This window comes from Sphingobium fuliginis (assembly GCF_015074805.1).
GTDB classification, from domain to species: Bacteria; Pseudomonadota; Alphaproteobacteria; order Sphingomonadales; family Sphingomonadaceae; genus Sphingobium; species Sphingobium fuliginis.
Genome location: NZ_CP060035.1, coordinates 660,394 through 684,234, shown reverse-complemented (window position 1 = coordinate 684,234; position 23,841 = coordinate 660,394). Strand labels below are relative to the sequence as shown.

Below are 23,841 nucleotides of genomic sequence, written 5' to 3'. Positions count from 1 at the left end.
AACCCGCACACCCGCCATCGCGAGTACCAAACAAAAATGTGGCGGAGCCAGGATCGCACATCTCGCAACAGCTCTGCCAAGGCGGAATGAGGGGCGGTTTTTCCCGTAGGCGAAAGACAAAACTTGCTGTAAAACAATGCAAAATCACAAATCGGACAGACATGCCGGTTTTCCCGTCATGATGCCCAAAAGGAGTTTGGAGGGAGTTTCGCGTGAACAAGCGCTTCGACCATCGCGCGTTCACTCTAGCCAGGGATGAGGCATGCAGCACTCCATCCAGAGAAACGCTCATGAGCGTGGCCAGCTTCACCCAGGACGCGACTTTGGCCGAACTGCTCGGCGAGGAATTGGAGGCGCATTCGATCGCGCTGTCGCATCACATGACCCGCGACCGCATCTTGCCGCAGATGGCGGCGGCCTCCGTAGACGTGGCGATCGTCGACGATCATGACGGCTGGAGCCGGACGCTCTCGCTCATACAATCTCTCCGCGCCGCGACTCCGGTGGGCATCATCCTTCTTTCCGAGCGGACGGCCAGGGACGATCGTCTTCTCGCCCTGTCACTGGGAGCCGATCACGTCCTGGCCAAACCGCTCGACATGGCCGAACTGCTGGCCATCCTCCGCAACATGTCGCGTTTTGCGGCAGCCGGACGGCATCCGCCCCGTGTGGATGAGGAAAATGACAGTTGGACGCTCGACCATGTGCACTGGCGCCTCATCGCGCCCAGTGACGAAGGCATAAACCTGTCGACGTCCGAATTCGCCGTGCTCAGCCGGCTGATGCACAATCCCGGCATCGAGCAGCCCCGCGAACAGCTCGCGCAACATCTTCATGCCCGCAGAAGCGCCGGAAACATGCGGGCGCTGGACGTCCTGATCTCCAAGCTGCGCGCCAAGGTCGAGCGCGAAACCGGACGGTCCCTGCCGCTGCGTTCGGCCCGCGGCATCGGATATGTCTTCGTCGGCGCCGTGACGGCATCCAGGGCAGCCCAGCTTCAGGCCCCTGCCGACAGGACAGCAAACGGCTATGTTCTCCGGACCGACGACAGGTGATCGCAATCTTGCGATCCATCGCTCTGCGCCGGCATGATCGATGCACGACAGGGACGGCCGTCAGAGCCGCCCCTGTTGCGGCAATGCCTTAGAGCCAATCGACATTCAGCCCTGACGGCCTGCAAATGACGCTTTTCCCTGCTTCCGGTGCTCACCTACTTTGAGTAGGCGGCGCTCCGGGTCACGGAAAACCACCATTTTACCTTCGGTGGCCTTCGGCTCGGCTCGTCATCTTCTGAATGTCCATTGGCTCTAGGGCGCCTTGACTGCTTCGGCCGCGGCGAGCACCCTCAGGACATTGCCGGACCAGATCTTCTGGACGTCCGCCTCGCTATAGCCCGCCTTGAGCAGGGCGGCGGTGATCCGGGGCAGGTCGACCACATCCTCCAGCCCGACGACGCCGCCGCCGCCATCCCAGTCCAACCCGATGCCGACATGGTCCGGCCCCACCACCTTCAACGCATGGAGCATGTGCGCCATGAAATCGTCGAAGGTCGCCCGGTCCGTCTCCGGATAGAGCCGGTCGATCTCCTGCCGCTTCGCCAGCAGTTCGGCGCGCTTTTCGGGCGACAGCTTGGCATCCTCGCGCAACTGGCCGAACAGCGCCTTCAGCGCTTCCTGCCGCTGCGGGTTGGGCTTGGATGCGCGCAGATAGGCGCCATAGGCGTTCATCTGGATCACCCCGCCCTTTGCGGCCAGCGCCTTCAGATGTTCATCGTCGATGTTGCGCGGATGGTCGTAAATCGCCTTGCACCCGGAATGGGTCAGCAGCACCGGCGAGGTGGAAAGCGCCAGCAGATCGTCCAGCACCTGATCGCTGCTGTGCGACGCATCCGGGACGATGCCGAGGCGGTTCATCTCCTTCAGCAGTTCCTTGCCCAGCGGGCTGAGGCCGCCATAGCGCGGCTTCTTCGACGGATCGGTCGAACTGTCCGCGAACTGGTTATGCGCGAAATGAGCGAAGCCCGACACGCGAACGCCCATGTCGTAGAAGGTCTTGAGCAGCGACACGTCCTCGCCCAGCGGGTAGGCGTTTTCGATGGACATGAAGACGACCCGCTTGCCGGACGCCGCAATAGGCGCGGCATCCTTGGCCTCCAGCGCCAGCGTGAAATTCGCTGGGTCCGCCGCGACCATCTCGCGGATCGAGACCCCGCGCAGCAGCGCGAAGTCGCGCGATTTGCGGAACCCTTCCTCCGTCAACGGCCCCTGCGGCGTGTAGATCGCCCAGAAACCGCCGTCGAGGCCGCCCTTCTTCATGCGCGGCAGGTCGACCTGGGTATAGTCGCTATGAACCCCATGCTCCTCCTCGATCGACCAGCCCGGCAGGTCGAGCGAGGCAGGCGTATCGAGATGACTGTCGAGCGTCAGCATTTTCTGGTGAAGCTGATAGACCTTCTTCGGCACCTCCTGCGCCTGCACCGCAATGGGGAGCAGCGCCACCAGCGCCGCCCCCGCCATCATCCTTTTCCGCATCAAATCTCGCCCGAAATGGTGAACTGGAAGGTGCGTGGGGACAATGGCCGGAAGAAACCGTCGCCCGTCACGGAAGAGGAGATAAAGGACAATCTGTCTTTATCGAAGATATTATCGACGTTGAGCCGTGCCTTGATGCTCTTGAGCGGGCCGAAGCTCCAGCCGTCGCCGATGTCGACATAGGCGTTGAATACGGTGAAGCCCGGTATGCTAGATCCGGCCGCATTGGTAAATGTCGACCAGCGACGAGAGGTATATTTGCCGGATATGTTGGCGACCAACCAGCTTGCCGGCTCAACCGTCACGCCGCCGCTGACGATCCATTTTGCGCTGTCGGGGATATATTTATCAGCGATCAGGATTGGCGTGGCAGCCGGAATGTCATCCTTGAACTTGGCATTGTTGTAGGTGACGTTGAGATTCCCATAGGCAAGACCATCAAGGAAAGCGGGCTTGTAGGTGCCACTGAACTCCAGGCCATATGCACGAACGCGGCCAACATTCTGGAAGAAGGTTTCTGTGGCCGCACCGCCGCTGCCCGGCAGGATCGTGGTGATCGATTGAATGCGGTTCTTGAACTTCGTGTAGAAGCCCGCAAGCGAGGCGTAAAGCTGGCCCTGATTAGTGCGGATGCCGAATTCCATGTTGGTCGAACGTTCCGGAGCGGGCTGCGGGATCAGGGCCCCAAGCGGGCGGATGACGGAATAAATATCGTCCATTCCCTTGGGCAGGGCCATGTTTTCCGCGTAGGATGCGAAGAGCTGCGTGCGCCCATCCAGCTTATAGAGCACACCGGCCATCGGCAGGAACATATCCTTGTAATGGGCATTGTTGTAGCTGACGCCATAGCCTGGGACGAAACGCCCACTGACGGTGCGATAATAATCGTCGAAATCGCGATAGCCACGGTAGCTATAGTCAAGCATCAGCCCCTTGAAGCCCAAGTCGAGCACCAGCGCCTCATCTGCCAGCTTGAGCGTATCCTTCAGGAAGACCTGTAGCGTATCGCGCTGCGACCGATAGTCACGGCGCAGATAGACCAGTTCGTTCAGCAGAGGCGCACCGTCGGGAGCACCGTTGACCGTATTATAACGGGCTTGGGTGCGATGATATTTATCGGTCTCTGCCCAGACGCCAGCCTCGATCGTGTTGACCCCCATTTCCCAATGCAGCTTGGACGTGATGCCGTAGCGGTCGCCGCCTACGCCTGAACGGCCGAACTCGACGCCCCGCGGAGCTACCACAGGCAGGCCGACGGCGGCCTGACCATTATAGCGGCTAAGCGAATTGGCATAGGTATCGGGCGACACGCCATAGCCGCCCTTGTCTTCCCAATAGAGCGTCGATTCCGCCCAGACGCCTTCTGCAATACCGGCATGGAAAGTAGCGCCATAAAGCTTGTCCTTACGCACATTGATGGCAAGGTTGTAAACTTGGGCATAGTTGGAGTTGGAGTAATAGACACCCGGCACTGTCGGCGCAAAGCCGGGGGTCGTATTGGGCACATTTTCGATATAGGCGAAGTCACGACCGCAGGCGCCGACCACGCTCTTCACAGTGCAATTATATTGGCCCCGCGAAATGGTAGGCGAGTCATAGTCGAAGAAGTCGTTCGACACGAATTTGAACCGCGCCCAGCTATCGCCGCCGAGGTCGGCATGGACCTGCGCCTCCCAATGTTCGCGGTCGACCGATCCGGGGCCGCGCCACAGGTCGCTGTCCAGCTTCGTGCGGCTGACATAGGCCTTGAACGGTCCCACCCGTCCAGTGCTCGCGCGGATGAAGGTGCGCTTCATGTCGAAGTCACCGAAGCTTTGGGAAACGAACAGGCCCATCTCGTCCTGCGGCGCGATGCTGTTATATTGGACGACAGGGCCCAATGTCGAATAGCTGGGCAAGCCGACGTCGCCTGCGCCGATGGCGGCTTCCACAACGCCCAGATTCTCATTGTCGACATAGCGGAAAACCGGGCTGCCGCCGAAGGCGTCGCTGCGTCCCGTGGGAATGCCGTCCACCACGAAACCGATCTGATCGAGGTTGAAGGCACGGGTCTGGACGCTGTTGCCGAACTCGTAGAGGCCGAGAGCGCCGTCGGTCTGCACGTTGAAGCCGGGCAGTTGCTCAAGCATCTTCAGGCCCGAAATACCGGAGGGCGCCGACAGCAAGGCCTCACGTGTGACCGCCACCACATTGCTCACCTTATCCTCACCGATCGCTTCCGATGACTGGGAAATGCGGCGGCCGGTGACGGTGATTGTGCCGGCATCGTCTTCCGCATCGGGCTCCTGCGCCCAGGCATGGGGTGAGACAAGACCGACACAACAGGAAAGCAGCAATGCGGCACGACGGACGGACAAGAACTTTTGCATAAATGGCTCCCTTTCGGCCCTTTTCGGGCAGTTATGGGCCGATCAGGCATGCACCGCGCCACAGGGCGCAGTGCGACATCTCTCCACATGACGGACAGGCCGGACGCATCGCTGCGCCCAGCCGATTTCTCAGTTTTCTTGTGAAACGAAATGATGGTGAAAATCCGCCAGGGACAAATGAGTAATTCTCATTCCGCAACGAATTTTCATGCGCCGCTGTCCGTCGCATCCCGCCTTACGCGGGAAGAATGCGTCCAGCCCCTTCTAGAGCCTCACCCCGTTCAGGCGCAGCGTTTTGCCGACGACGCTGACCGACGACAGAGCCATAGCCGCAGCCGCGATCACGGGGGACAGCAGGATGCCGAACAGAGGATAGAGCAGACCTGCGGCAATCGGCACGCCAGCGGCGTTGTAGATGAAAGCGAAGAACAGGTTCTGGCGGATGTTCGACATGGTCGCCTGACTGAGCGCCCGTGCGCGGACTATGCCGGTAAGGTCGCCCCGAAGCAGCGTCACTCCGGCGCTTTCGATCGCCACATCGGTGCCCGACCCCATGGCGATCCCGACATCGGCGGCCGCCAGTGCCGGAGCATCGTTCACGCCGTCCCCCGCCATCGCGACGACATGGCCCTCGCTCCTGAGCCGGGCGACCACGGCGCTTTTCTGGTCCGGCAGAACCTCTGCCTCCACCTGGTCGATCCCCAGCCGCCGGGCGACCGCCTGCGCCGTGGTGCGATTATCGCCGGTCAGCATCACGACGGCGACGCCCTTCCCCCGCAGCGCAGCCAGCGCCTCCTCCGTCGTCCGCTTCACCGCATCGGCAATCGCGAAGATGCCCGCGACGGTCCCGTCGACGCCGATGAAAATGGCGGTCGCGCCGTCATGGCGCAGGGCATCGGCCTGCCCGGCCAATGCTTCCGCCGGAACGCCATATTCTTCGAGGAAGCGGGCATTGCCGAGCAATATCCGCTTGCCCTCGACCATGCCGACCGCCCCCTTGCCCGTGGGGGAATCGAACTGTTCCACCTGCGGCGGCGCCAATCCCCGCGCCTCTGCGGCAATGACGATCGCCTGCGCCAGGGGGTGCTCGGACGCCCGCTCCACCCCGGCGGCGAGCCGAAGCAACGCATCCTCTTCAAAGCCCGGAGCTGCGACGACGCCGGTGAGCGACGGCTTTCCCTCCGTAAGTGTGCCGGTCTTGTCGACGACCAGCATGTCGACCTTTTCCATCCGTTCCAACGCTTCGGCATTCTTGATCAGCACGCCAAGCCCCGCGCCGCGACCGATGCCCACCATGATCGACATGGGCGTGGCCAGTCCAAGGGCGCAGGGGCAGGCGATGATCAGCACGGCCACCGCGACGATCAGGCCATGGGCGAAGCGCGGCTCCGGCCCCCATATCGCCCAGGCGACAAAGGCGACCGCAGCGATCAACAGCACGGCAGGGACGAACCATCCTGCCACCTGGTCCGCCAGGCGCTGGATCGGCGCGCGGGATCGCTGTGCATCCGCGACCATCCGCACGATGCGGGCGAGCATGGTGTCCCGACCGACCTTCTCCGCCCGGACGACAAGCTGGCCGCTGCGGTTGAGCGTGCCGCCGATCACATGATCACCGGCAGTCTTGGTGACGGGCATGGATTCGCCGGTCACCATGGATTCATCGATGGCGGAACTGCCTTCCTCGACCAGGGCGTCGACCGGCACCTTCTCACCAGGGCGGATGCGCAGCCGGTCGCCGGGCGTGACCCGATCCACCGCCATCTCCTCGTCGCTGCCGTCCTTGCGCAGACGCCTGGCTGTCTTCGGCGCCAGGTCGAGCAGCGCCCTGATCGCACCGGAAGTACGCTCCCGCGCCCGCAATTCCAGGCATTGGCCAAGCAGCACCAGCACGGTGATCACCGCTGCCGCTTCGAAATAGACCGGAACGGTCCCCTTTTCCCGGAAGGCTTCGGGAAACAGGCCCGGCGCCAGCGCCCCCACCATGCTATAGACCCATGCCACGCCAGTGCCCATCGCGATCAGCGTGAACATGTTGAGCTTGCGCGTCCGCAGCGACCGCCATCCCTTTTCGAAAAAGGGCCGGCCGCCCCACAGCACCACCGGCGTGGCAAGCAGGAGCTGCAACCAGATGGAAAGGCGGTCGGAAACCAGGTGATGGAGCGGCGGAAAGAGGTGCCCGCCCATTTCAAGCACGAACACCGGAATGGCCAGCAGCAGGCTGATGCGGAAACGGCGGGTCATGTCGGTCAGTTCGGCGCCGTCGCCTGCCTGGGCAACGGGAACCTCAGGCTCCAGCGCCATGCCGCAGAGCGGGCAGGCTCCGGGATGGTCCCGCCGCACTTCCGGATGCATGGGACAGGTCCAGACGATGGCCTGCGCGTCCGTTTGCGGCACGATGTTCTTCCGATCCGGTTCGACAGCAGACATCAGATCCCGTTCCCTCGACCTTGCGCGACGATGCCGCGGCCCACGACTGTAGACGCCATGGCTGGATCGGCAGAAATCTCGACGGGCGGCGTCTGCGCGTCCATCAGGATAACTACGGACTCCTTCGGTCATGATATGATCTATGGGTGACGAAGAAGGCGCAAGGGAGGCTTTCCATGCAACAGATGGTCGCGATGCAGATCGATGCCCCAGGCCGACCGCTGCGTAAAATCACCCGCGCCGTGCCCGAACCGGATATTGGGGAACTGCTGGTCGAAGTCACCGCCTGCGGCGTGTGCCGGACCGACCTGCATGTGCTGGACGGCGAGATCCCGGCCCATTATCCGATCATAGCGGGACATGAGATCGTCGGCCGCGTCGCCGTCGTCGGGCCGCAGGTGGACGGCTTCGCCCCTGGCCAGCGGGTGGGCATTCCCTGGCTGGGGCATACATGCGGCCAATGCGCCTATTGCCGGACGGACCGGGAAAATCTCTGCGACGCGCCCCTGTTCACCGGGGCGACCCGGGATGGCGGCTATGCCACCCATGCGATCGCGGATGCCCGCTACTGCTTCGTCCTGCCGGACCGCTTTTCCGATGTGGAGGCTGCCCCACTGCTCTGCGCCGGCTTGATCGGCTGGCGCGCGTTGCGGCTTGCGGGCGATGCGCCGACCATCGGGCTCTATGGCTTCGGCGCGGCGGCGCATATCCTGGCGCAGGTCGCGCAGGCGCAAGGACGCACCGTCCACGCCTTCACCCGGGATGGCGATGAGGAAGGACAGGCTTTCGCGCGATCGCTTGGCTGCGCCTGGGCAGGCGGCTCGTCGCAGGTTCCGCCGGCGCCCCTTGACGCCGCCCTGATCTTCGCACCCGTGGGCGATCTGGTGCCTCTCGCACTGCGGGCCGTTCGCAAGGGCGGCAGGGTGGTGTGCGCGGGCATCCATATGAGCGACATCCCCGCCTTCCCCTATGCGGATCTGTGGGAAGAGAGGATGCTGCTCTCCGTCGCCAATCTGACGCGGGAGGACGGCATCTCCTTCTTCGAAATGGCAGGCCGGACCGACCTGCGCATCGTGACGGAAAGCTTTCCGCTGGACGATGCGGGCGAAGCGCTCCACCGCCTGCGGACCGGCAGGGTGAAAGGCGCGGCGGTGATCGTTCCACCCCGGATCGCCTGACGCATGCCCGACATCGGCCAGCCCTATCTGGCGATGATCGCCTCCATCGCCATCGGATTGCTGGTGGGGCTTGAGCGCGGCTGGACCCAGCGGGAACTCGGCAAGGGCCGCCGGGTAGCGGGATTTCGGACCTTCGGCCTGATCGGCCTGCTGGGCGGAATGGGAGGATTGGCGCCCGACATCGTCGCGGCCACGCTGGGCATGGGAGTCGCGGCCATATTGACCATCGGCTATTCGCGCAGCGCCGATCAGGAGCATCTGTCTGCCACCACAACGCTCGCCGGGCTGCTGACCTTCGGCGCAAGTTTCTGCGCCACGCGGATCGCGCCTGCGCTGGGTTTGGCCATTGGCGCGGCGACCTTCGCGATATTGAGCGCTAGGCAATCGATGCACGCCATGCTGCGCGGCATGGACGAGAGCGAGATAGAAAGCGTCTCGCGCTTCCTGCTGGTCGCGCTCATCATCCTGCCGCTGCTGCCCGATGCCGCCTATGGCCCCTATGACGCCTGGAACCCCCGGAACATCTGGATGGTCGTCGTGTTCGTGATGGGCCTGTCCTTCGCGGGCTATGCGGTGTCGCGCCGCTTCGGCCAAGACCGGGGCATATTGCTGGTGGCGCTGACGGGGGCCATCATCTCCTCCACGGCGGTGACCGCCGACTATGCTCGCCGGCTGCGCGATGAGCCGGGCGCGCGGTCCCTGTTGTCGGCCGGCATAGCGGTGGCGTCCATCGTCATGTTCGTGCGCGTCCAACTGGTGGCACTCGTCCTCATTCCGCGCGCGCTGCCCACGCTGGCCCTGACCATGGCGCCCGCAACGCTTGTCGCCGTGGCTTTCGCGCTGGTGGCCTGGCGTCGGCATGGCGGGACGGGAAACGGCATGGGGCTTTCCAACCCGCTCGGCTTCGGGCCGGCGCTGATGCTGGCGGCGCTGGTGGCGGGATTGTCGCTCGCAGCCCGGTGGGCGCTGGTGCGTTTCGGACAGCAGGGCATGGCGGTCGTGCTGACGCTGACCGGCATATCGGACGTCGACGCGGCGGTCATGACCATGGCCGGGCTGCCACCCGACCTGCTCGACGATCATGTCGCAGGGCTGATCCTGGGCAGTGCCGTCCTTGCCAACACCCTTGCCAAGGCAATGATGACCATGGTCATCGGCTGGGGCCATGGCGGCGTCAGGGCGGCCCTGCCACTCTTCGCCGCGCTGGTGGCGGCCGCGGTCAGCCTGACCGGGCGGGTAATCCTTTAAAAGATGCAACCAGTCCGCGGGAATGGAGGCAAAGCATGCTTCAGCACATGCCGCCAAAGGCCGGAGCCTAAAAACTTGCGGTCAGGTTGAAGGAGGTATAGCGCGTCCACTTCCCTGCCGTCGCATTGGGCGCGTCCCGCAGGAACCGCCCCTTGGCCAGCAGCAGCCCGTCGAATTCGAACCGCAGCCGCGACGGAACGATCCAGTAGCGGACCCGCCCTTCCACCTGATGGCCCGCGAAGCTGCCCGACCGACCGCTGGCGTCCCGCACCCCCGTGGAGGAAAAGGCATCCGTCCGCGACGCCAGCCACAAGGCGCGATAGGTCGCGAACCAGTCCCACCGCTTGTCGGGTGTCGCCTCCAGCCTGATGCCGGGCGTCACGATATTGGTCCGCGCCAGGGCATTGTACAGTCCCGCCGGGGCAAGGTCCGCCCGGCGCATGCCGAACAGCGTGTCGAAGCGGCCCTGGCGCTCTCCCCGCCCGTCTCCGCTCGCCCGGTCGAATTCCAGCGACAGGCGGGGCTTCCAGGGTCCGCTGAAGCTGTAACCGGCATCGACGTGCAGGAAGCTGGCGGCGACGGACTGGCGGGCCGCGCCGGGCGCGAGAGACGCGCTGACGCTGCCCGTCTGGTAAAAGGCCTCGACCTCATAGTCGAACCGTCCCGTTTCCGGTTCGCTGATGATGCGTCCACCGAATGTGTCGAGCGACCTGTCCCGCGTCGGCCGCCCCGGTTCGTCCCGTTCGCCCAGGTGGAAATAGGTGAGTTCCGCCATGGCCGGGCCGATCGCCTTGGCCTTGCTGACGATGCCGCCCCACAGCACCAGATCGAAGCCCTCATGATCGAACCTCACCCGCTTGTTGCGGACACCCTCCGCATCGTCCGGCCGCCGCTGCTGCGGCAGGGTATAGATGAAGACCGCCTTCACCCCGCGCGGCGCGGTCAGGTCGGCCCGCAGGCCGGTATAGCCATTGGTGGTGTTGCGATAATCGTCCGCAGCGACGAGCCGGCGGGAACCCAGGTTCAACATGAATCGCCCGGCCATCAGGCCAAGCTTGCTGCCCTTGCCCAGCGGTTCATCGATGTCCCCCGCGACATAGGCCTGAACGAGCTCCATCGCATTGATTTCATTGGTGGAGATTGGCGTGCCCGCGTCGGCGCCATAGGCCCTGCTGTCAAACAGCTCCGCCCCGGCCCTGAACGCGCCCGAACGGTATTCGGCCATGAGCTGCGTGCGGATGTTGAACAGGCTGTCCTTGCGGTCGAACCCTGCGCGGGCCTGCCCCTCAATCTCCTCGACCCGCAGGCGCACGCTGCCGCTTAAGGCAAGACCGTCATCCTGCGCATGAGCAGGCCGCGCTCCGACGAAGGCGATTGCCGCCGCGCTTGCCATCGCCAAGGGAGAAATCCGGATCATTGATATTCCTGTTTCTTCGAATCATCTTCATTGATACATATGCATCATGACCATGACCGACGCCACCCCATGGCTCGCATTGCTGCATCAACTTCCCGCCAAGCCGCCTTATCTGCGGGTGAAGATCTGGCGCCGCCTGCAAGCCATGGGCGCGGTGCCGCTCAAAAATGCAGTCCATGTGCTTCCTTGTTCGGGGGAAAGCGCCGCCGCCTTCAACAGCCTTATGGCGGAGATCGTCGACAATGGCGGCGAAGCGACGCTGATCGAAGCGCGATTACTGGCCGGCCTGTCAGACGGCGACGTCCGAGCCCTGTTCGATGCAGCGCGGCGCACGGATTATGAGGAGATCGCCCAGGCCGCCCGCCGCCTGCTGGAAACAGGGCCCGCCAGCGGAACGGACATCGCCCGGCTGCAGAAGCGGCTGGAGGATGTCGGGCGGCTCGACTTCTTCGGCGCGCCGGGGCGGCAGCAGGCCGAAGCTGCGCTCGCGGAACTGGATCGGCAACGCTACCAGCATCCGGACGTCAGCCGCACCGATCCGGCCGCCGCAACCGAAGCGACCGATCTTACCAACCGGATCTGGGTGACGCGCAGCGGCGTCCATGTCGATCGCATCGCCTGCGCATGGCTGATCCGCCGCTTCATCGACCCGGAGGCTCGCTTCAAATTCGTCGACAGCCGCCGTTACGATCCGGCGGAGGGTGAATTGCGCTTCGACATGGCCGACGCCGAATTCACCCATGAAGGCGACCGGTGCAGCTTCGAAACCTTGCTGCTGCGCGCAGGCCTTCTGGACGACCCGGCCCTGGTCGCAATCGGTGAGATCATCCATGACCTCGACATCGCGGACGGCAGGTTCGCACGCCCCGAAACCCCGGGCCTGGGCGCCATATTGTCCGGCGTCTGCGCCTCCACCGACGACGACCTCCAGCGCATCGCCATGGCGAGCGATGCGCTCAACCAGTTCCATGCCTTTTTCAGCAACAGAAGGACGGATCGATGACGGCAAGCGCATCCTCCACCCCTGCGGTCCCGTCTTACGACGGGCATCACGGCATTTCCTTGGGCGAAGCGACGCGCCTGTGGGCGCGGATCGCGGCGCTCAGCTTTGGCGGACCGGCGGGACAGATCGCCGTGATGCACCGGCTATTGGTCGAGGAAAAGCGCTGGATCGGGGAAGAGCGGTTCCTCCATGCGCTCAACTATTGCATGTTGCTTCCGGGGCCGGAGGCGCAGCAGCTCGCCATCTATATCGGCTGGCTCCTGCATAAGACGAAGGGCGGGATGATCGCGGGCATATTGTTCGTGCTGCCGGGTTTTCTCGCCATATTGGGCCTTAGTTACATCTATGTGTTGCTGGGCCATGTGCCGATCATCGAAGGGCTGTTCTTCGGCCTGAAGGCGGCGGTGCTGGCCATCGTGATGCAGGCGGTGGTCCGGGTCGGATCGCGGGCATTGAAGAATGATGCGATGCGCGGGATCGCCGCCGCGGCGTTCGTGGCGATCTTCTTTCTGGGCGCGCCGTTCCCGCTGATCGTGCTGGCGGCGGGCCTCATCGGCTTCATCGGAGGACGCAGCGGTCTGGCGGTGTTTCAGGGCGGGGGCGGTCATGGGCCGGCGGGCGGCCATGTCATCCATGATCGCGACACGGCGCTGGGCGAGCAATTGCCCGACCACGCCCGCCCCCATCTCGGCTGGTCGCTGCGTATCTCGGCGCTGTTTCTGCTGCTGTGGCTGGGGCCGGTGCTGGCCCTGTTCCTGACGCTGGGGCCGGATAATATATTCACCCATATCGCCAGTTTCTTCAGCCAGATGGCGGTCGTCACCTTCGGCGGCGCCTATGCCGTGCTCGCCTATGTCGCGCAGGAGGCGGTGGGCACCTTCGGCTGGCTCCAACCCGGCGAAATGCTGGACGGGCTGGGCATGGCGGAAACGACGCCGGGGCCGCTGATCATGGTGACGCAGTTCGTGGGTTTCCTGGCAGCGTTTCGGGACTCCGGCATGCTGCACCCGCTGGTTGCCGCGACGCTGGGCGCGATCCTCACCACCTGGGTGACGTTCGTTCCCTGCTTCCTGTGGATCTTCGCCGGCGCGCCCTTCATCGAACGTCTGCGCGGCAACCCGGCGCTGTCGGCGGCGCTGACGGCGATCACGGCGGCCGTAGTGGGCGTAATCCTGAACCTCGCCATCTGGTTCGCCATTCATACGCTCTTCCGGCAGGTCCAGCGGATTGGCGGGATCGACCTGCCCGTGCTGTCCAGCTTCAATATTCCCGCCGTGCTGCTGTCGGCGGGCGCGGTGATTGCGGTGTTCCGGTTCAAGATCGGCGTGCTGCCCGTCCTGGGCGCCTGCGCGGGCATAGGGGCCGCCTATATCCTTCTCGTCTGAGCACCGGCCATGCTGTTGCGGAGATAGCAGCATGGCCTGTTCCGCTGCGCGATTTCAACCATCCATTGAACGAGTAAGAAATAATCTCATTTAAATTCATTGCCTTATGAAAGTGGCATAGGCTTTGCTTCGGTCCCCCCGTCCGATCCGCGCAATGCGGACATGTTTCAACCAATGGGGGAATCTCCTTGTCCACAATCAGTCTTTCACCACGGTTCCGCCATGCCCTTGGCGCAAGTGCCCTGGCCTTGCTTGCAGCGGCATATGTGACCGGCGCCCATGCCGAAGAAACGCCCGCCGTCCCGGCCGAAGTGGCGGATGCGGACGCCGGAGCAGGCATCGTCGTCACCGCCCAGCGCCGCGAGGAACGGTTGCAGGACGTCCCGGTGGCCGTCACCGCCTTCGACAAGGATCTGTTCAGCGTCGGCGGCCTCGGCCGGTCGGCCAATGAGGTGCTGAACTATGTTCCCAACGCCTCCGCCGGCACGCAGCAGCATGGCCGCCCGCGCTGGTGGATTCGCGGCGTCGGCGCGGGCCAGCAGCAGCTCGATCTCGCCAATCCGGTCGGCTTCTATCTGGACGATGTCTATATCAGCAACAGCAGCGCCACCGGCCTGCCGCTGTTCGACCTGGAGCGGGTGGAAGTGCTGCGCGGCCCGCAGGGCACGCTCTGGGGCAAGAACACCACCGGGGGCGCGGTCAACATCATCTCCAAGCGTCCCTCGCTGAACGGCCAGGACGACAATTATGTGAAGCTGGAATATGGCAGCTTCGACAACAAGATCGCGGAAGGCGGCATCGGCACGACTTTGGTCGACGACAAGCTGGCGGCGCGCGTGTCCTTCCGCTTCGACGATCGCGGCGGGCGGTTCGACAATCTCTATACCGGCAACAAGTCGAACGAGATCAAGGACAATGTGATCCGCGGCCAGTTGTTGGCCAAGCCGACCGACAATCTGCAGGCGCTGCTCAGCGTCCATTATCGCGATTACGACACCAACGGCACCTATTGGACGACGGCCAGCTACCTTCCCAGCGGCGTGGTCCGCAACGGCTATGCGCCGTCGACCGACATCAACGACATCAGCACCAACGCGCCCGAATATAGCCGCAACAAGCAGTTCGGCGGGTCGCTGCATGTCGACTGGGACCTGGGCAACGCGGCGCTGACCTGGATCGCGGGCTATGAGCGGTTCACCACGCGCGGCGCGGGCGACACCGACTATACGCCGCTGGAAATCTCGCGCAGCTATACCCAGGCGCGCTCCAGCCAGTGGACGCAGGAATTGCGGCTGGCTTCCTCCGGCGAGGACCGGCTAAGCTGGATCGTCGGCGCCTTCTATTTCAACGAGAAGATCCGGTCGAACGCCTTCTCCGCCACGCTGCCGCAGGGCGCGGTGCCCGCTCAGGCGATCACGCCCACGGGCCCTGCCCTCGCCTTCAGCAACACGGCCTATCGGCACAAGGCCGAAAGCGGCGCGGTGTTCGGCAGCACGACCTTCCGCTTCACCGACGCGCTCAAGCTGACGCTGGGCGGGCGCTGGACGCGGGAGACGAAGACGCTGGACTTCGACCGCCGGGCATCCCCAGCCGCGACGACGCCGGGCGCGGTCTTCACCTGGAGCAACTATGCCCAATGGTGGAACAGCTATACCGGCAGCATCGGCGGCGCGGGCACCTTCAGCAATGATCTCAAGCGCACATGGGACGCCTTCACCTATGATGTGACACCCTCCTGGAACATCGACCGCGACAATCTGGTCTACGCGAAATTCTCGCATGGGGTGAAGTCGGGCGGCTTCAATACCGCCGCGACCCTGCCCGTGGCATTGACGGCGGTGCGGCCGGAGAAACTGGACGCCTATGAGATCGGTTACAAGTCGAGCTGGTTCGACGGGCTGCTGACCTTCAACGCCACCGCCTTCCATTATGACTATAAGGATGTGCAGGTGAATGTCGTCGGCCCCAATCCGGGCGCGGTCGGCGGCGCGACGGTCTCCTACCTCCAGAATGCGGCGAAGGCGAAGGTCGACGGCGCGGAGTTCGAACTGGCGCTGGCGCCGGTCGAGGGGCTGAAGTTCAACGCGGCGCTGGGCCTGCTCGACACCGAATATACGCGCTTCATCGTTCAGAATAGCACGACCAGCCTGGCGGGTGCGCGCTTCGTCCGTTCGCCCAAGGTGACGCTGAATGTCGGCGGCTCCTATCGCTTCCCGCTGGCGGAGCTGGGCACGCTGGAACTGGCGGCGGATGCCCGTTACCAGTCGCGGCAATATTATTATGTGACGCCGCAGGACACGGTGAACCGCTATTATCTGGCGCAGAAGCCCTACACGCTGACCAATATCCGCGCCACCTACACGACGCCGGACGAGAAGCTGAGCGTGACGGGCTTCGTCAACAATCTGTTCGACGTCCGCTATCTGAACCACTCGCTGCCCGCCGCCAATGCGGCGCAGGGCGTGACCGGCGATACGGTTGCCTGGGCCGATCCGCGCACGGCGGGCGTGGCGGCGCTGTTCCGCTTCTGATGGGAGAGAGGCCGGGTGGTCCCCGGCCTTTCGTCAAAAGAAAAGGGCGCCGGGAGGATTTCCCGGCGCCCTTTTTGCTTCCCGAACTCTTGCGAAGGCAGGAGCACGGTGTCTCTATTCCATCGGCTATTCCGCAGCGGCCAGCAAGGCCGGAACCTGGCGGCCAAGCAGCGGCAGCACTTCCTCGCCCACGCGATAGGCTTCCTCCAGATGCGGCGTGCCCGCCAGGATGAAGGCGTCGGTTCCCCGCGCGATCAGCTCGTCCAGACGGGCCGCGCATTGCTCATAGCTGCCGACGATCCCCAATGCGGGGCCGCCGCGCAGCAGATTGAAGCCGCCCCAGAGATTGGGCGCGACGATCAGCTCGTCATAGCGCCGCGCATCAGTCGGGCGGAGCGCGGCCTGACGGGCGGCGCCCACGGAGTCCGTCGCCTGCCCGCGCCAGCGCTGGCGAGTTTCCTCGCTCACATTGTCGAAGCCCTTGGCGATGTCGGCCCAGGCTTCCTCCTCTGTCGCGCGGGCGACCAGATCGACGCGCACCGCGCATTTCTGCTCTCCGCCCAATGCCGCCGTGCGTTCCTTGACGCGGGCGAACTTGTCGCCAAGCTGGTCGAACGGCTCCAGCCAGGACAGATAATAGTCCGCATGGCGCGCCGCGGTCTGGAGCGCCGCGTCGGACGATCCGGAGAACCAGATCTCCGGAAATTCCTCGCCCTGAAGGACCGGCGCGAGCCCGCCGTCGCGCAACTGGTAGAAACGCCCGTCATAGGAGAAGTGGGAGGACTCCCAGACGCCCTTGAAGATGTCGAGAAATTCGCTGGTGCGGCCATAACGGTCGTCATGGGCGAAGCTGTCGCCCCACCAGAGCTGGGCCGGGCCGCCGCCGCCGGTAATGATGTTGAACAGCAGCCGCCCGCCAGTCGCGCGTTGCAGGCTGGCGGCCATGCGCGCCGTGTGGACCGGATTGCCGAAGCCGGGCTGGAAGGCGATCATGAAGCGGAAGCTTTTCGTCTCCCGCGCCAGCAGCGAGGAGATGACCCACGGGTCGTCGGTATTGGGGAAGGACGGGATCAGCCCGCCCTGAAAGCCGACACTCTCCGCCGCCTGCGCGATGGCGGCCAAATGGTCGATATAGGTGAAATCGTCGGCGCTTCCGTTGCGGTCCAGGCCGGGGGCGATATTGCCAGGCCTGAGGGGCGACCAGTCGCCGCGCTCATAACCGCTGGTATGGATGCTGTTGTGGCAGCCATGGGTCGGCAGGCGCCAGTAAAAGTCGATGGACATGGGGACGGTCTCCTCAGGCGGCCTGTTGCGCGACGCCGGTGAGGGCGCGCAGGCCAGGCAGAAGATGCTGGCCAATGCGATAGGCTTCCTCCAGCGAGGGAACTGCCTCCAGCACCAGTTGCGTGATCCCGGCTGCGGCGAAGCCCGCGAGCCGTTCGGCAGCTTCCTCATAGCTGGCGACCAGCGTGCCGGGAGCGAGCGGCAGGCGTTGCGCGTCGCGCTCTGCACTTTCCCTGTCCTCGCGCACCAGCAGCGGCTGGATCAGCCCGGCCTCGACAGGGCGTCCCTTCGCCAGCGCGTTCAGCCGGGCAATATCATTGGCCAGCGTCTCGGCAAAGGCAGGCTGGAACAGATGGACGTCGGCATGGCGAGCGGAAAGCGCCAGCGCCGCCTCCCCCTCGCCTTGCAAGTAGATGCGCGGAAAGGGCACCCGGTTGAGCGGCGCGTCGAAGCCGCCATTCTCGACCTCGAAATGCGCGCCCTTGTAGCTGAACGGGCGCTGCTCGTGCACGCCGCGCGCCACGGTCAGAAATTCCTCCAGCCTTTGCGAAAGGTCGCCATCGTTAACGGAATCCGCTTCGGCCAGACGATCGGTCGCTTCGGCATCGGGCGCGATCGCCCACGCGAGGCGGCCATGCGTTGCACGCTGGAAGGTCGTCGCCTGCTTGGCGGCATAGACCGCCGATCCGACCGAAGCGGGAAATTCTGGCACGACATTCAGGCGCGGCGCGGCACGGGCGACGATGGCGGCGATGATGCGGCTTTCGTCGGCGGCAATGCGGTGACGCACGAACAGCCCGTCAAAGGCCGTCTGCGCGGCGGCCTGCGCAATCTGGACATAATAGTCGAAGCGGTTCTGCGTGCTCGTCCGGCGGTCCCGCGCCAGCGCAGGCAGGGGTCGCCATGCGCCCGGCTCGGAACGTTGCGGATCGGCGGCGGGATCGAGCCGCCAGTGGATGTTGAGCGTCATGCGACGTCCCTTTCCTTGACAAAGGCCGGCTGTTCGAGCGTTCCGGCAAAGACGGTTTCATCGAGCGGGCGGCGGCCATTGGGGGCTTCGGCGCCATGGAATTCGGCGTCCAGCCCTGCCAGATCGCCCTTGCGGCCGAGCGCGATGACGGCTTCGATGGCGAAATCCTGCGGGATGTTCAGCCCTTGCCGCGCCGCTTCCCGGTCGAAGCCGCCAATGCCATGGGTATGCCATCCCAGCAGCAGCGCCTGATGCGCGAAATTGGCCCAGGCCGCGCCCGCGTCGAAACTGTGCGAGCCATTGGCGACCCATTCGCCGCGTCGTTCCAGTTCCCGCGCCGACAGGATCAGCACCAGCGCCGACGCCTTCGCCGCCCAGAGGCGGTTGCGCGGCATCAGGAAGGCGAGATAGGCCTCCCACCATTGGTCGCCCGGTCGCGCGACGAGGAACCGCCAGGGCTGCGCGTTCATCGCGGAGGGCGCCCAGCGAGCCGCTTCGAAGGCGCTGCGCAGCACGGCATCCGGCACCGCTTCTCCGGTGAAGCTGCGCGGTGACCAGCGATCGGTGAAGAGCGGATCGATGGGATGATCGGCGGCGCGGCTCATCAGCGCGCCTCCCGGCTGGGCAAATGGACGAGATTGTCGGCGCTTTCGGCGGCGTCCGCGCCTGAAGTGAGTTCGGCCAATATCTCGTCCTTCAGCCGATGCAGCAGCGGAGCGCGGCGGTCGCGGGGATGGGGCAGGTCGACCTCCACGATGCGGCGGATGCGGCCGGGATTGGGCGACATCACGATCACCCGGTCGCCCAGATAGAGCGCCTCTTCCACATCATGCGTCACCATCACCATGGTCGAGCGCTGCGCCATCCAGATGCGCTGCAATTCATTCTGCACATGGACGCGGGTCAGCGCATCGAGTGCACCCAGAGGCTCGTCGAGCAGCAGCAGCTTGGGCTCCGTCACCAGGGCGCGGGCGATGGCGGCGCGCTGCGCCATGCCGCCGGAAAGCTGGTGGGGATAGGCTTTTTCGAAACCCTTCAGGTTCACCAGCGCGATATGATCCGTCACGATCTGCGCCCGGCGCGATTTCGGCGTATCGGTGTTGAGCAGCGCCAGTTCGACATTCTGCTCCAGCGTCATCCAGGGGAACAGCCGGTGGTCCTGGAACACGATGCCGCGATCCAGGCTGGTCGTGGCGATGCGGTCGCCGTCCAGCCGCAGTTCGCCGCTATAATCGGTGTCGAGGCCCGCAATCAGGCGCAGCAGCGTCGACTTGCCGCAGCCCGACGCGCCGACGATGCTGACGAACTCGCCGGGGCGGACATTCAGGTTGATGCCGTCCAATATCTTGCGGGGCTTGCCGCCGATGTCGAAGCTCTTGTCGAGACCGCTGACGGTCAGCGCGCCCCGGCTGGCGGCCGCTTGGGCAAGGTCTTCGCGGGCATGGGGATGGGGGTTCATGCCGTTTCTCCGGATCATGATTGAGCGGGTTGCCAGCGCAGCAGGGACTGGCGCAGGCGGCGGAACAACTGGTTGATGAGGAAGCCGAGCGCGGCGGTGACGCCGATCACCACGAGCATGATGTCCAGCCGCTGCTGGACCTGGGCGGTCTGCATCGCGACGCCCAGCCCCGACCCCGCGCCCGTCAGCAATTCGGTGCCGATGGTGGAAATCCAGGCAAAGGCCAGCGCCTGGGTGATGCCGGTCAGCACCAGCGGCATGGCGGCAGGCAGCAGGATGAAGCGGATGCGCTGAAGCGTGGTGAAGCGGTAGATGCCGCCGACCTCCAGATAGCGGCGCTCGACCTGCGCGACCCCGGCATGGCTGTTGAGCATGGAGGGGAAGAAGGCCGACATGCTGACGACGATCAGCTCCGTCCCCTCACCCACCCCGAACCAGAGGCCGATCAGGGGCAGCCAACCGATCATCGGCACCTGCCGCAGCGCGTGAAGCAGCGGCCCCAGCAGTCGGTCGACCGGCTTCCATATGCCCATGGCGATGCCCGCCGCCACGCCCAGCGGCGCGCCGATGGCAAGGCCGGTGAAGGCGCGTTGCAGCGTGGCCAGCGTGTCGCGCAGCAGGTCGCCATTGCGCAGCAGTTCAGCCAGCGCGGAGGCGACGGCAACGGGCGGCGCGAAGGTCACCGAATGGGCGCTCGTCTGCCACTGCCACAGGAAGATGAGGAGCAGCGGCGCGACAAGGCCGATGACGAGCCGGACAGGCCAGCGGGCGAGTTGATCCTTCATGCCGTCCTCCAGCGGGTGGCGCGGCTTTCGACCCAACGGGCGCCACGATCGAGCAGGAAACCGATGAGGCCGCTGACGACCACGCCCGCCAGCACGACGTCGATCTGGAAGAGTTGCCGCCCCATCTCCATCATCTGACCGATGCCGCTGTCCGCCGCGAGCAGCTCTGCCGCCACCAGCACGACCCAGGCGCGGGTCAGGGAAATCCGCAGGCCGGTGAGCACGGCGGGCACGGTGGCGGGCAGCAGGATGCGGCGGATCAACTGGAGCAGGCTCAGGCGATAGACTTTCGCGACGTCGAACCAGTTGCGCGGCACGCCTCTGATGCCGTCGAAGGTCGCGAGCGCCATCGGGAAGAAGGCGGCGATGGCGACGACCGCGATCTTGAAGGGCTCATCGATCCCCAGGAACATGACCATCAGCGGCACGAAGGCGATGACAGGCACCTGCCAGAGCGTCAGGAAAAGCGGCGACAGCACGGCTTCGACCAGCCGCGACAGCGCCAGCGCCGCGCCGAAGACCATGCCCGCGCCCGCGCCGATGGCGAAGCCGACCAGCAGCCGATAGAGGCTGTCCCCGACATGCCGCTGCAACTCGCCGGATGCAGCCATGTCGGCCAGCGCCTGGGCGACGACGCTGGGCGGCACCAGCACTTGCGGCGGGAACAGGCCGCTGAGGCAGGCGACCTGCCAGAGCGCCAGCAGCGCGACCGGCGCGGCCCAGGCCGCGGCGACGGCCTTGCCTTGCGGGAAAGCCATCAGCCCTGCCCCCCGCCATCATGCGCCCAGAACTGCTCCAGCTTCAAATCCTTGAGCGCCTTGTCGACGAAACGTTCATCGATCAGCGCATCGGCATCCACTTTCTTGCGGATCAGGCCGCGTTCCAGCGCATAATCCGCGACCGAACGGTAATGCGCCAGCACCGCCGGATTGAAGACCGGCGAGAAGCGCTCCCGCCAGGGGATGCCGCTATTGGCATAATCCTTCGCCACAATATCTTCCGGCAGGGCGCCGCGCGCGGCCTTGCGGATGACTTCGGCCTTGTTCGCTTCGTCGGAGGACCATGCGGCGGCGCGGACGAAGGCGTCCACCACCAATTGGGTCAGCTCCGGATGCGCGTCGACAAAGTCCGCCCGGCCGAACAGTTCGGCGCGCATCTTCCAGTCGGCGGGCGCATCCCTGGTCGACCAGATCACATGACCAATGCCCTTCTGCTCGACCAGCAACCCGTCGGACAGCAGCACGGCGGCGTCGACGCTGCCGGATTCCAGCGCGGCGGGCGTGGCCGAGGGGTTGATGTTGACGATCTTGAAGTCATCCAGCTTCAGGCCGCTGCTGTCGACCAGCTTGGAAAAGGGCAGTTCCCAGGGCCGTCCGCGATGGAGCGCGATCCGCTTGCCCTTGAGGTCGGCCAGGCTTTTCGCCGCCAGCCCCTTGCGCGCGACGATATAGACGTCCTGCCCCTGCCCCACCGGCGCCACGATCTTCAGCGGCACGCCGCCAGCGACGGCGATCGCGGCGGGGAAATCGCCATAGGAGGCGAAGTCGATCCGCTTGCCGGAAAAGCCTTCATTGATGAGCGGCCCGCCCACGGCGGTAGAGACCGGGGTGAAGACCAGCTCGATCCCCTTCTTCGCCAGTTCCTCCTTCAGCCAGCCCTGCTGGATGACGACGCCGTTCAGGCCGTTGAACACCTGCTTGCCCTGATAGGGATAGGCGATGGACGCGATGGTCAGGGTCTTGACCACCTCGCCGTCTCCGCCGCCGGACCCGCCGCAGCCTGCAAGCAGGGCAGAGCCCAGCAGCGCCATGGCGGCGGTCAGCCATTGACGAAGGCGGGAAAGAAAAGACGCGCTATTCTGATTGGCCACTATGCAGGCTCCGTTGAAGGCTCTGCCCCCATCCGATGCACGTCATGTGCCAACCGGATAATCCGGCGGTCCCGTGCGGGCCGGCCAAGGCAGCAGCGATTGCGTGCTGGTGATTTTGCCGCAGCGGCGACCGCGCGATTGCGCGAAATGAAGCGGCGATGAGCCCCGGAACCGTTCCGCATCCGCATCGCGGCTTTTGGCACGAGCCTTGCGACGGATATATTCCTATGTCGGTGTCGGGAAGGCCGGCCTACAGGTGGAGAAACAGGAATGGCAAATAAGGTCGCGCCTCTGGACAGCGTCTGGGTGACGCGCTGCCCGGTACCGGCAGCGTCCGGCGTGGCCTGCGCCAAAGGCTGGATGGCCGAGGCGTTCGCACAGGACGGCATCAGCGTCAGACGGGTTCAGGAACTCGGCCTCAATCTGGTCGCGAGCGATCCGGAAAACCAGGCGCGCCATCTGTTTCGCGAGGGGGGCAATATCCAGGCGCTGGCGGCGCGGGCGTTGGGTGCGCCGACGCGAGTGATCGGGCTGACCTGGATCGACGAACGGCAGGCGATCATGGTCAGGCCCGATGTCGGCGTCATGGACCCTGCCGATCTTGAAGGGCTTCGCTTCGCCCTGCCCGGCTATGGCCGTACCCATGGCGAGAGCATCGCCCGCGGCATGGCGCTGCACGGCATCAAGAGCGCTCTCGCTTTGGGCGGCCTTGCGCTGGAAGACGTGCAGTTGATCGAAATCCCCGCCCCGCCCGTCGAACAGGCCAGCGTCGAAGGGATGCGCCGCCTCTGGCTGGGCCTGGAGTGGCTGGCGGCGGGCCGGGTCGACGCCGTCTATGTGAAGGGCGCGGCCGGCGCCGAAGCCGCGCAGCGCCTGGGGCTCGAGATAGGCATCGATCTCGACGCCTATCCCAGCCGCCTCGCCCGGGTGAACAACGGGACGCCGCGCCCCATCGTCGTCCACCAACATATGATCGATCATCATCCGGCGCTGGTCGAGCGCTTCCTGGAACAGAGCTTGCGTGCCGCCGATTGGGCGGCTGCCCATCCATCCGACCTCAACGCCATCCTTGCCCAGGAAACCTTATCCGGCATGGAGGGCGTAGAGGCGGCCTATCGCAACAATTTCCATCGCGCCCTGCATCCCGACCTGTCGGATGAACGCGTGGAGATGTTGAAGATTCAGGCGCATTTCCTGTGGCTGCATGGATTTCTGGAAGCGCCTGTGGATGTCGATGGCTGGATCTGCGCGGAACCCTTGCGCAGCGTCATGAAGCGGCGCGCGGAACTGGCCACCCCTCTCCGGCCGTCTCACTGAAAGCTCAGCTAGGCTCCAAACTTTATTTTCTACTAATTCAGAAGACAATTACCTGCTATCCTGA

18 protein-coding genes are annotated in these 23,841 nt (G+C 64.8%); 7 read left to right on the top strand and 11 right to left on the bottom strand.

Annotation, left to right across the window (positions count from 1 at the left end):
* Nucleotides 1–290 precede the first annotated feature (290 nt).
* Nucleotides 291–1,055, top strand: coding sequence for a response regulator transcription factor (locus H5V43_RS03245; RefSeq protein WP_025549241.1), 765 nt, complete (start codon nt 291–293; stop codon nt 1,053–1,055).
* A gap of 252 nt (nt 1,056–1,307) precedes the next feature.
* Here the strand turns inward: H5V43_RS03245 and H5V43_RS03240 are convergent, their stop codons facing one another.
* The 3 genes from H5V43_RS03240 to H5V43_RS03230 form a co-directional block, all read right to left on the bottom strand.
* Nucleotides 1,308–2,531: a dipeptidase gene (locus tag H5V43_RS03240; protein WP_025549242.1), complete on the bottom strand. Its 1,224-nt coding sequence runs from the start codon at nt 2,529–2,531 to the stop codon at nt 1,308–1,310.
* Nucleotides 2,531–4,900 (bottom strand): TonB-dependent receptor, encoded by a 2,370-nt coding sequence (locus H5V43_RS03235; RefSeq protein WP_025549243.1) that lies wholly within the window; start codon nt 4,898–4,900, stop codon nt 2,531–2,533. The genes H5V43_RS03240 and H5V43_RS03235 overlap by 1 nt, the downstream gene beginning before the upstream one ends.
* A 264-nt stretch (nt 4,901–5,164) precedes the next feature.
* A complete protein-coding gene (locus tag H5V43_RS03230; RefSeq protein ID WP_397586857.1) occupies nt 5,165–7,462 on the bottom strand; it encodes a copper-transporting P-type ATPase in 2,298 nt (765 codons plus the stop codon).
* 44 nt (nt 7,463–7,506) lie between these two features.
* Between H5V43_RS03230 and H5V43_RS03225 the strand changes: the two genes are divergently transcribed.
* Both H5V43_RS03225 and H5V43_RS03220 read left to right on the top strand, forming a co-directional pair.
* The gene (locus tag H5V43_RS03225) at nt 7,507–8,508 is read left to right on the top strand and encodes a zinc-dependent alcohol dehydrogenase family protein (RefSeq protein ID WP_373278228.1); all 1,002 of its coding nucleotides are present in this window, start codon (nt 7,507–7,509) and stop codon (nt 8,506–8,508) included.
* 3 nt (nt 8,509–8,511) lie between these two features.
* The gene (locus H5V43_RS03220; protein WP_025549246.1) at nt 8,512–9,756 is read left to right on the top strand and encodes an MgtC/SapB family protein; all 1,245 of its coding nucleotides are present in this window, start codon (nt 8,512–8,514) and stop codon (nt 9,754–9,756) included.
* Nucleotides 9,757–9,823: 67 nt separating this feature from the next.
* Here H5V43_RS03220 and H5V43_RS03215 read toward each other — a convergent pair whose 3' ends face one another.
* The gene (locus tag H5V43_RS03215; RefSeq protein ID WP_025549247.1) at nt 9,824–11,173 is read right to left on the bottom strand and encodes an alginate export family protein; all 1,350 of its coding nucleotides are present in this window, start codon (nt 11,171–11,173) and stop codon (nt 9,824–9,826) included.
* Nucleotides 11,174–11,219: 46 nt separating this feature from the next.
* Here H5V43_RS03215 and H5V43_RS03210 point away from each other — a divergent pair, with 46 nt between their 5' ends.
* The 3 genes from H5V43_RS03210 to H5V43_RS03200 all read left to right on the top strand — a co-directional run bounded on the left by H5V43_RS03210 (nt 11,220) and on the right by H5V43_RS03200 (nt 16,092).
* Nucleotides 11,220–12,176, top strand: a complete 957-nt coding sequence (locus H5V43_RS03210; protein ID WP_025549249.1) for a chromate resistance protein ChrB domain-containing protein — start codon at nt 11,220–11,222, stop codon at nt 12,174–12,176.
* Complete coding sequence (gene chrA / locus H5V43_RS03205) at nt 12,173–13,561, top strand: chromate efflux transporter (protein ID WP_025549250.1); 1,389 nt, start codon at nt 12,173–12,175, stop codon at nt 13,559–13,561. Before H5V43_RS03210 ends, chrA begins: the two co-directional genes overlap by 4 nt.
* A 266-nt stretch (nt 13,562–13,827) precedes the next feature.
* Nucleotides 13,828–16,092 carry a TonB-dependent receptor gene (locus tag H5V43_RS03200; protein ID WP_244968651.1) on the top strand — a complete coding sequence of 755 codons (2,265 nt, stop codon included), beginning with the start codon at nt 13,828–13,830 and terminating at the stop codon, nt 16,090–16,092.
* Between the two features lie 126 nt (nt 16,093–16,218).
* Here the strand turns inward: H5V43_RS03200 and H5V43_RS03195 are convergent, their stop codons facing one another.
* From H5V43_RS03195 to H5V43_RS03165, 7 genes are read right to left on the bottom strand one after another with little or no spacing between them, the layout of a single operon-like run.
* A complete protein-coding gene (locus tag H5V43_RS03195; protein WP_025549252.1) occupies nt 16,219–17,376 on the bottom strand; it encodes an LLM class flavin-dependent oxidoreductase in 1,158 nt (385 codons plus the stop codon).
* A 13-nt stretch (nt 17,377–17,389) separates the two neighbouring features.
* Nucleotides 17,390–18,346, bottom strand: coding sequence for an LLM class flavin-dependent oxidoreductase (locus H5V43_RS03190; RefSeq protein ID WP_193666761.1), 957 nt, complete (start codon nt 18,344–18,346; stop codon nt 17,390–17,392).
* A complete protein-coding gene (locus H5V43_RS03185; RefSeq protein WP_099185868.1) occupies nt 18,343–18,951 on the bottom strand; it encodes a nitroreductase family protein in 609 nt (202 codons plus the stop codon). Before H5V43_RS03185 ends, H5V43_RS03190 begins: the two co-directional genes overlap by 4 nt.
* Nucleotides 18,951–19,805 (bottom strand): ABC transporter ATP-binding protein, encoded by an 855-nt coding sequence (locus H5V43_RS03180; protein ID WP_193666760.1) that lies wholly within the window; start codon nt 19,803–19,805, stop codon nt 18,951–18,953. The genes H5V43_RS03185 and H5V43_RS03180 overlap by 1 nt, the downstream gene beginning before the upstream one ends.
* A gap of 14 nt (nt 19,806–19,819) precedes the next feature.
* Complete coding sequence (locus H5V43_RS03175) at nt 19,820–20,590, bottom strand: ABC transporter permease (protein ID WP_025549254.1); 771 nt, start codon at nt 20,588–20,590, stop codon at nt 19,820–19,822.
* Nucleotides 20,587–21,348, bottom strand: a complete 762-nt coding sequence (locus H5V43_RS03170; RefSeq protein ID WP_044661920.1) for an ABC transporter permease — start codon at nt 21,346–21,348, stop codon at nt 20,587–20,589. Before H5V43_RS03170 ends, H5V43_RS03175 begins: the two co-directional genes overlap by 4 nt.
* Nucleotides 21,348–22,460: an ABC transporter substrate-binding protein gene (locus H5V43_RS03165; RefSeq protein WP_025549255.1), complete on the bottom strand. Its 1,113-nt coding sequence runs from the start codon at nt 22,458–22,460 to the stop codon at nt 21,348–21,350. The genes H5V43_RS03170 and H5V43_RS03165 overlap by 1 nt, the downstream gene beginning before the upstream one ends.
* Before the next feature lie 270 nt (nt 22,461–22,730).
* On the opposite strand from H5V43_RS03165, the gene H5V43_RS03160 reads away from it, so the two are divergent.
* Nucleotides 22,731–23,777, top strand: a complete 1,047-nt coding sequence (locus tag H5V43_RS03160) for an ABC transporter substrate-binding protein (protein WP_044661918.1) — start codon at nt 22,731–22,733, stop codon at nt 23,775–23,777.
* Nucleotides 23,778–23,841 lie beyond the last annotated feature (64 nt).

Excerpts from the sequence above, each read along its gene's own strand:
- H5V43_RS03245 (WP_025549241.1), top strand. The coding sequence starts at position 291 with ATGAGCGTGGCCAGCTTCACCCAGGACGCGACTTTGGCCGAACTGCTC.
- H5V43_RS03240 (WP_025549242.1), bottom strand. The coding sequence starts at position 2,531 with ATGCGGAAAAGGATGATGGCGGGGGCGGCGCTGGTGGCGCTGCTCCCC.
- H5V43_RS03235 (WP_025549243.1), bottom strand. The coding sequence starts at position 4,900 with ATGCAAAAGTTCTTGTCCGTCCGTCGTGCCGCATTGCTGCTTTCCTGT.
- H5V43_RS03230 (WP_397586857.1), bottom strand. The coding sequence starts at position 7,462 with ATGACCGAAGGAGTCCGTAGTTATCCTGATGGACGCGCAGACGCCGCC.
- H5V43_RS03225 (WP_373278228.1), top strand. The coding sequence starts at position 7,507 with ATGCAACAGATGGTCGCGATGCAGATCGATGCCCCAGGCCGACCGCTG.
- H5V43_RS03220 (WP_025549246.1), top strand. The coding sequence starts at position 8,512 with ATGCCCGACATCGGCCAGCCCTATCTGGCGATGATCGCCTCCATCGCC.
- H5V43_RS03215 (WP_025549247.1), bottom strand. The coding sequence starts at position 11,173 with ATGATCCGGATTTCTCCCTTGGCGATGGCAAGCGCGGCGGCAATCGCC.
- H5V43_RS03210 (WP_025549249.1), top strand. The coding sequence starts at position 11,220 with ATGACCATGACCGACGCCACCCCATGGCTCGCATTGCTGCATCAACTT.
- chrA (WP_025549250.1), top strand. The coding sequence starts at position 12,173 with ATGACGGCAAGCGCATCCTCCACCCCTGCGGTCCCGTCTTACGACGGG.
- H5V43_RS03195 (WP_025549252.1), bottom strand. The coding sequence starts at position 17,376 with ATGTCCATCGACTTTTACTGGCGCCTGCCGACCCATGGCTGCCACAAC.
- H5V43_RS03190 (WP_193666761.1), bottom strand. The coding sequence starts at position 18,346 with ATGACGCTCAACATCCACTGGCGGCTCGATCCCGCCGCCGATCCGCAA.
- H5V43_RS03185 (WP_099185868.1), bottom strand. The coding sequence starts at position 18,951 with ATGAGCCGCGCCGCCGATCATCCCATCGATCCGCTCTTCACCGATCGC.
- H5V43_RS03180 (WP_193666760.1), bottom strand. The coding sequence starts at position 19,805 with ATGAACCCCCATCCCCATGCCCGCGAAGACCTTGCCCAAGCGGCCGCC.
- H5V43_RS03175 (WP_025549254.1), bottom strand. The coding sequence starts at position 20,590 with ATGAAGGATCAACTCGCCCGCTGGCCTGTCCGGCTCGTCATCGGCCTT.
- H5V43_RS03170 (WP_044661920.1), bottom strand. The coding sequence starts at position 21,348 with ATGGCTTTCCCGCAAGGCAAGGCCGTCGCCGCGGCCTGGGCCGCGCCG.
- H5V43_RS03160 (WP_044661918.1), top strand. The coding sequence starts at position 22,731 with ATGGCAAATAAGGTCGCGCCTCTGGACAGCGTCTGGGTGACGCGCTGC.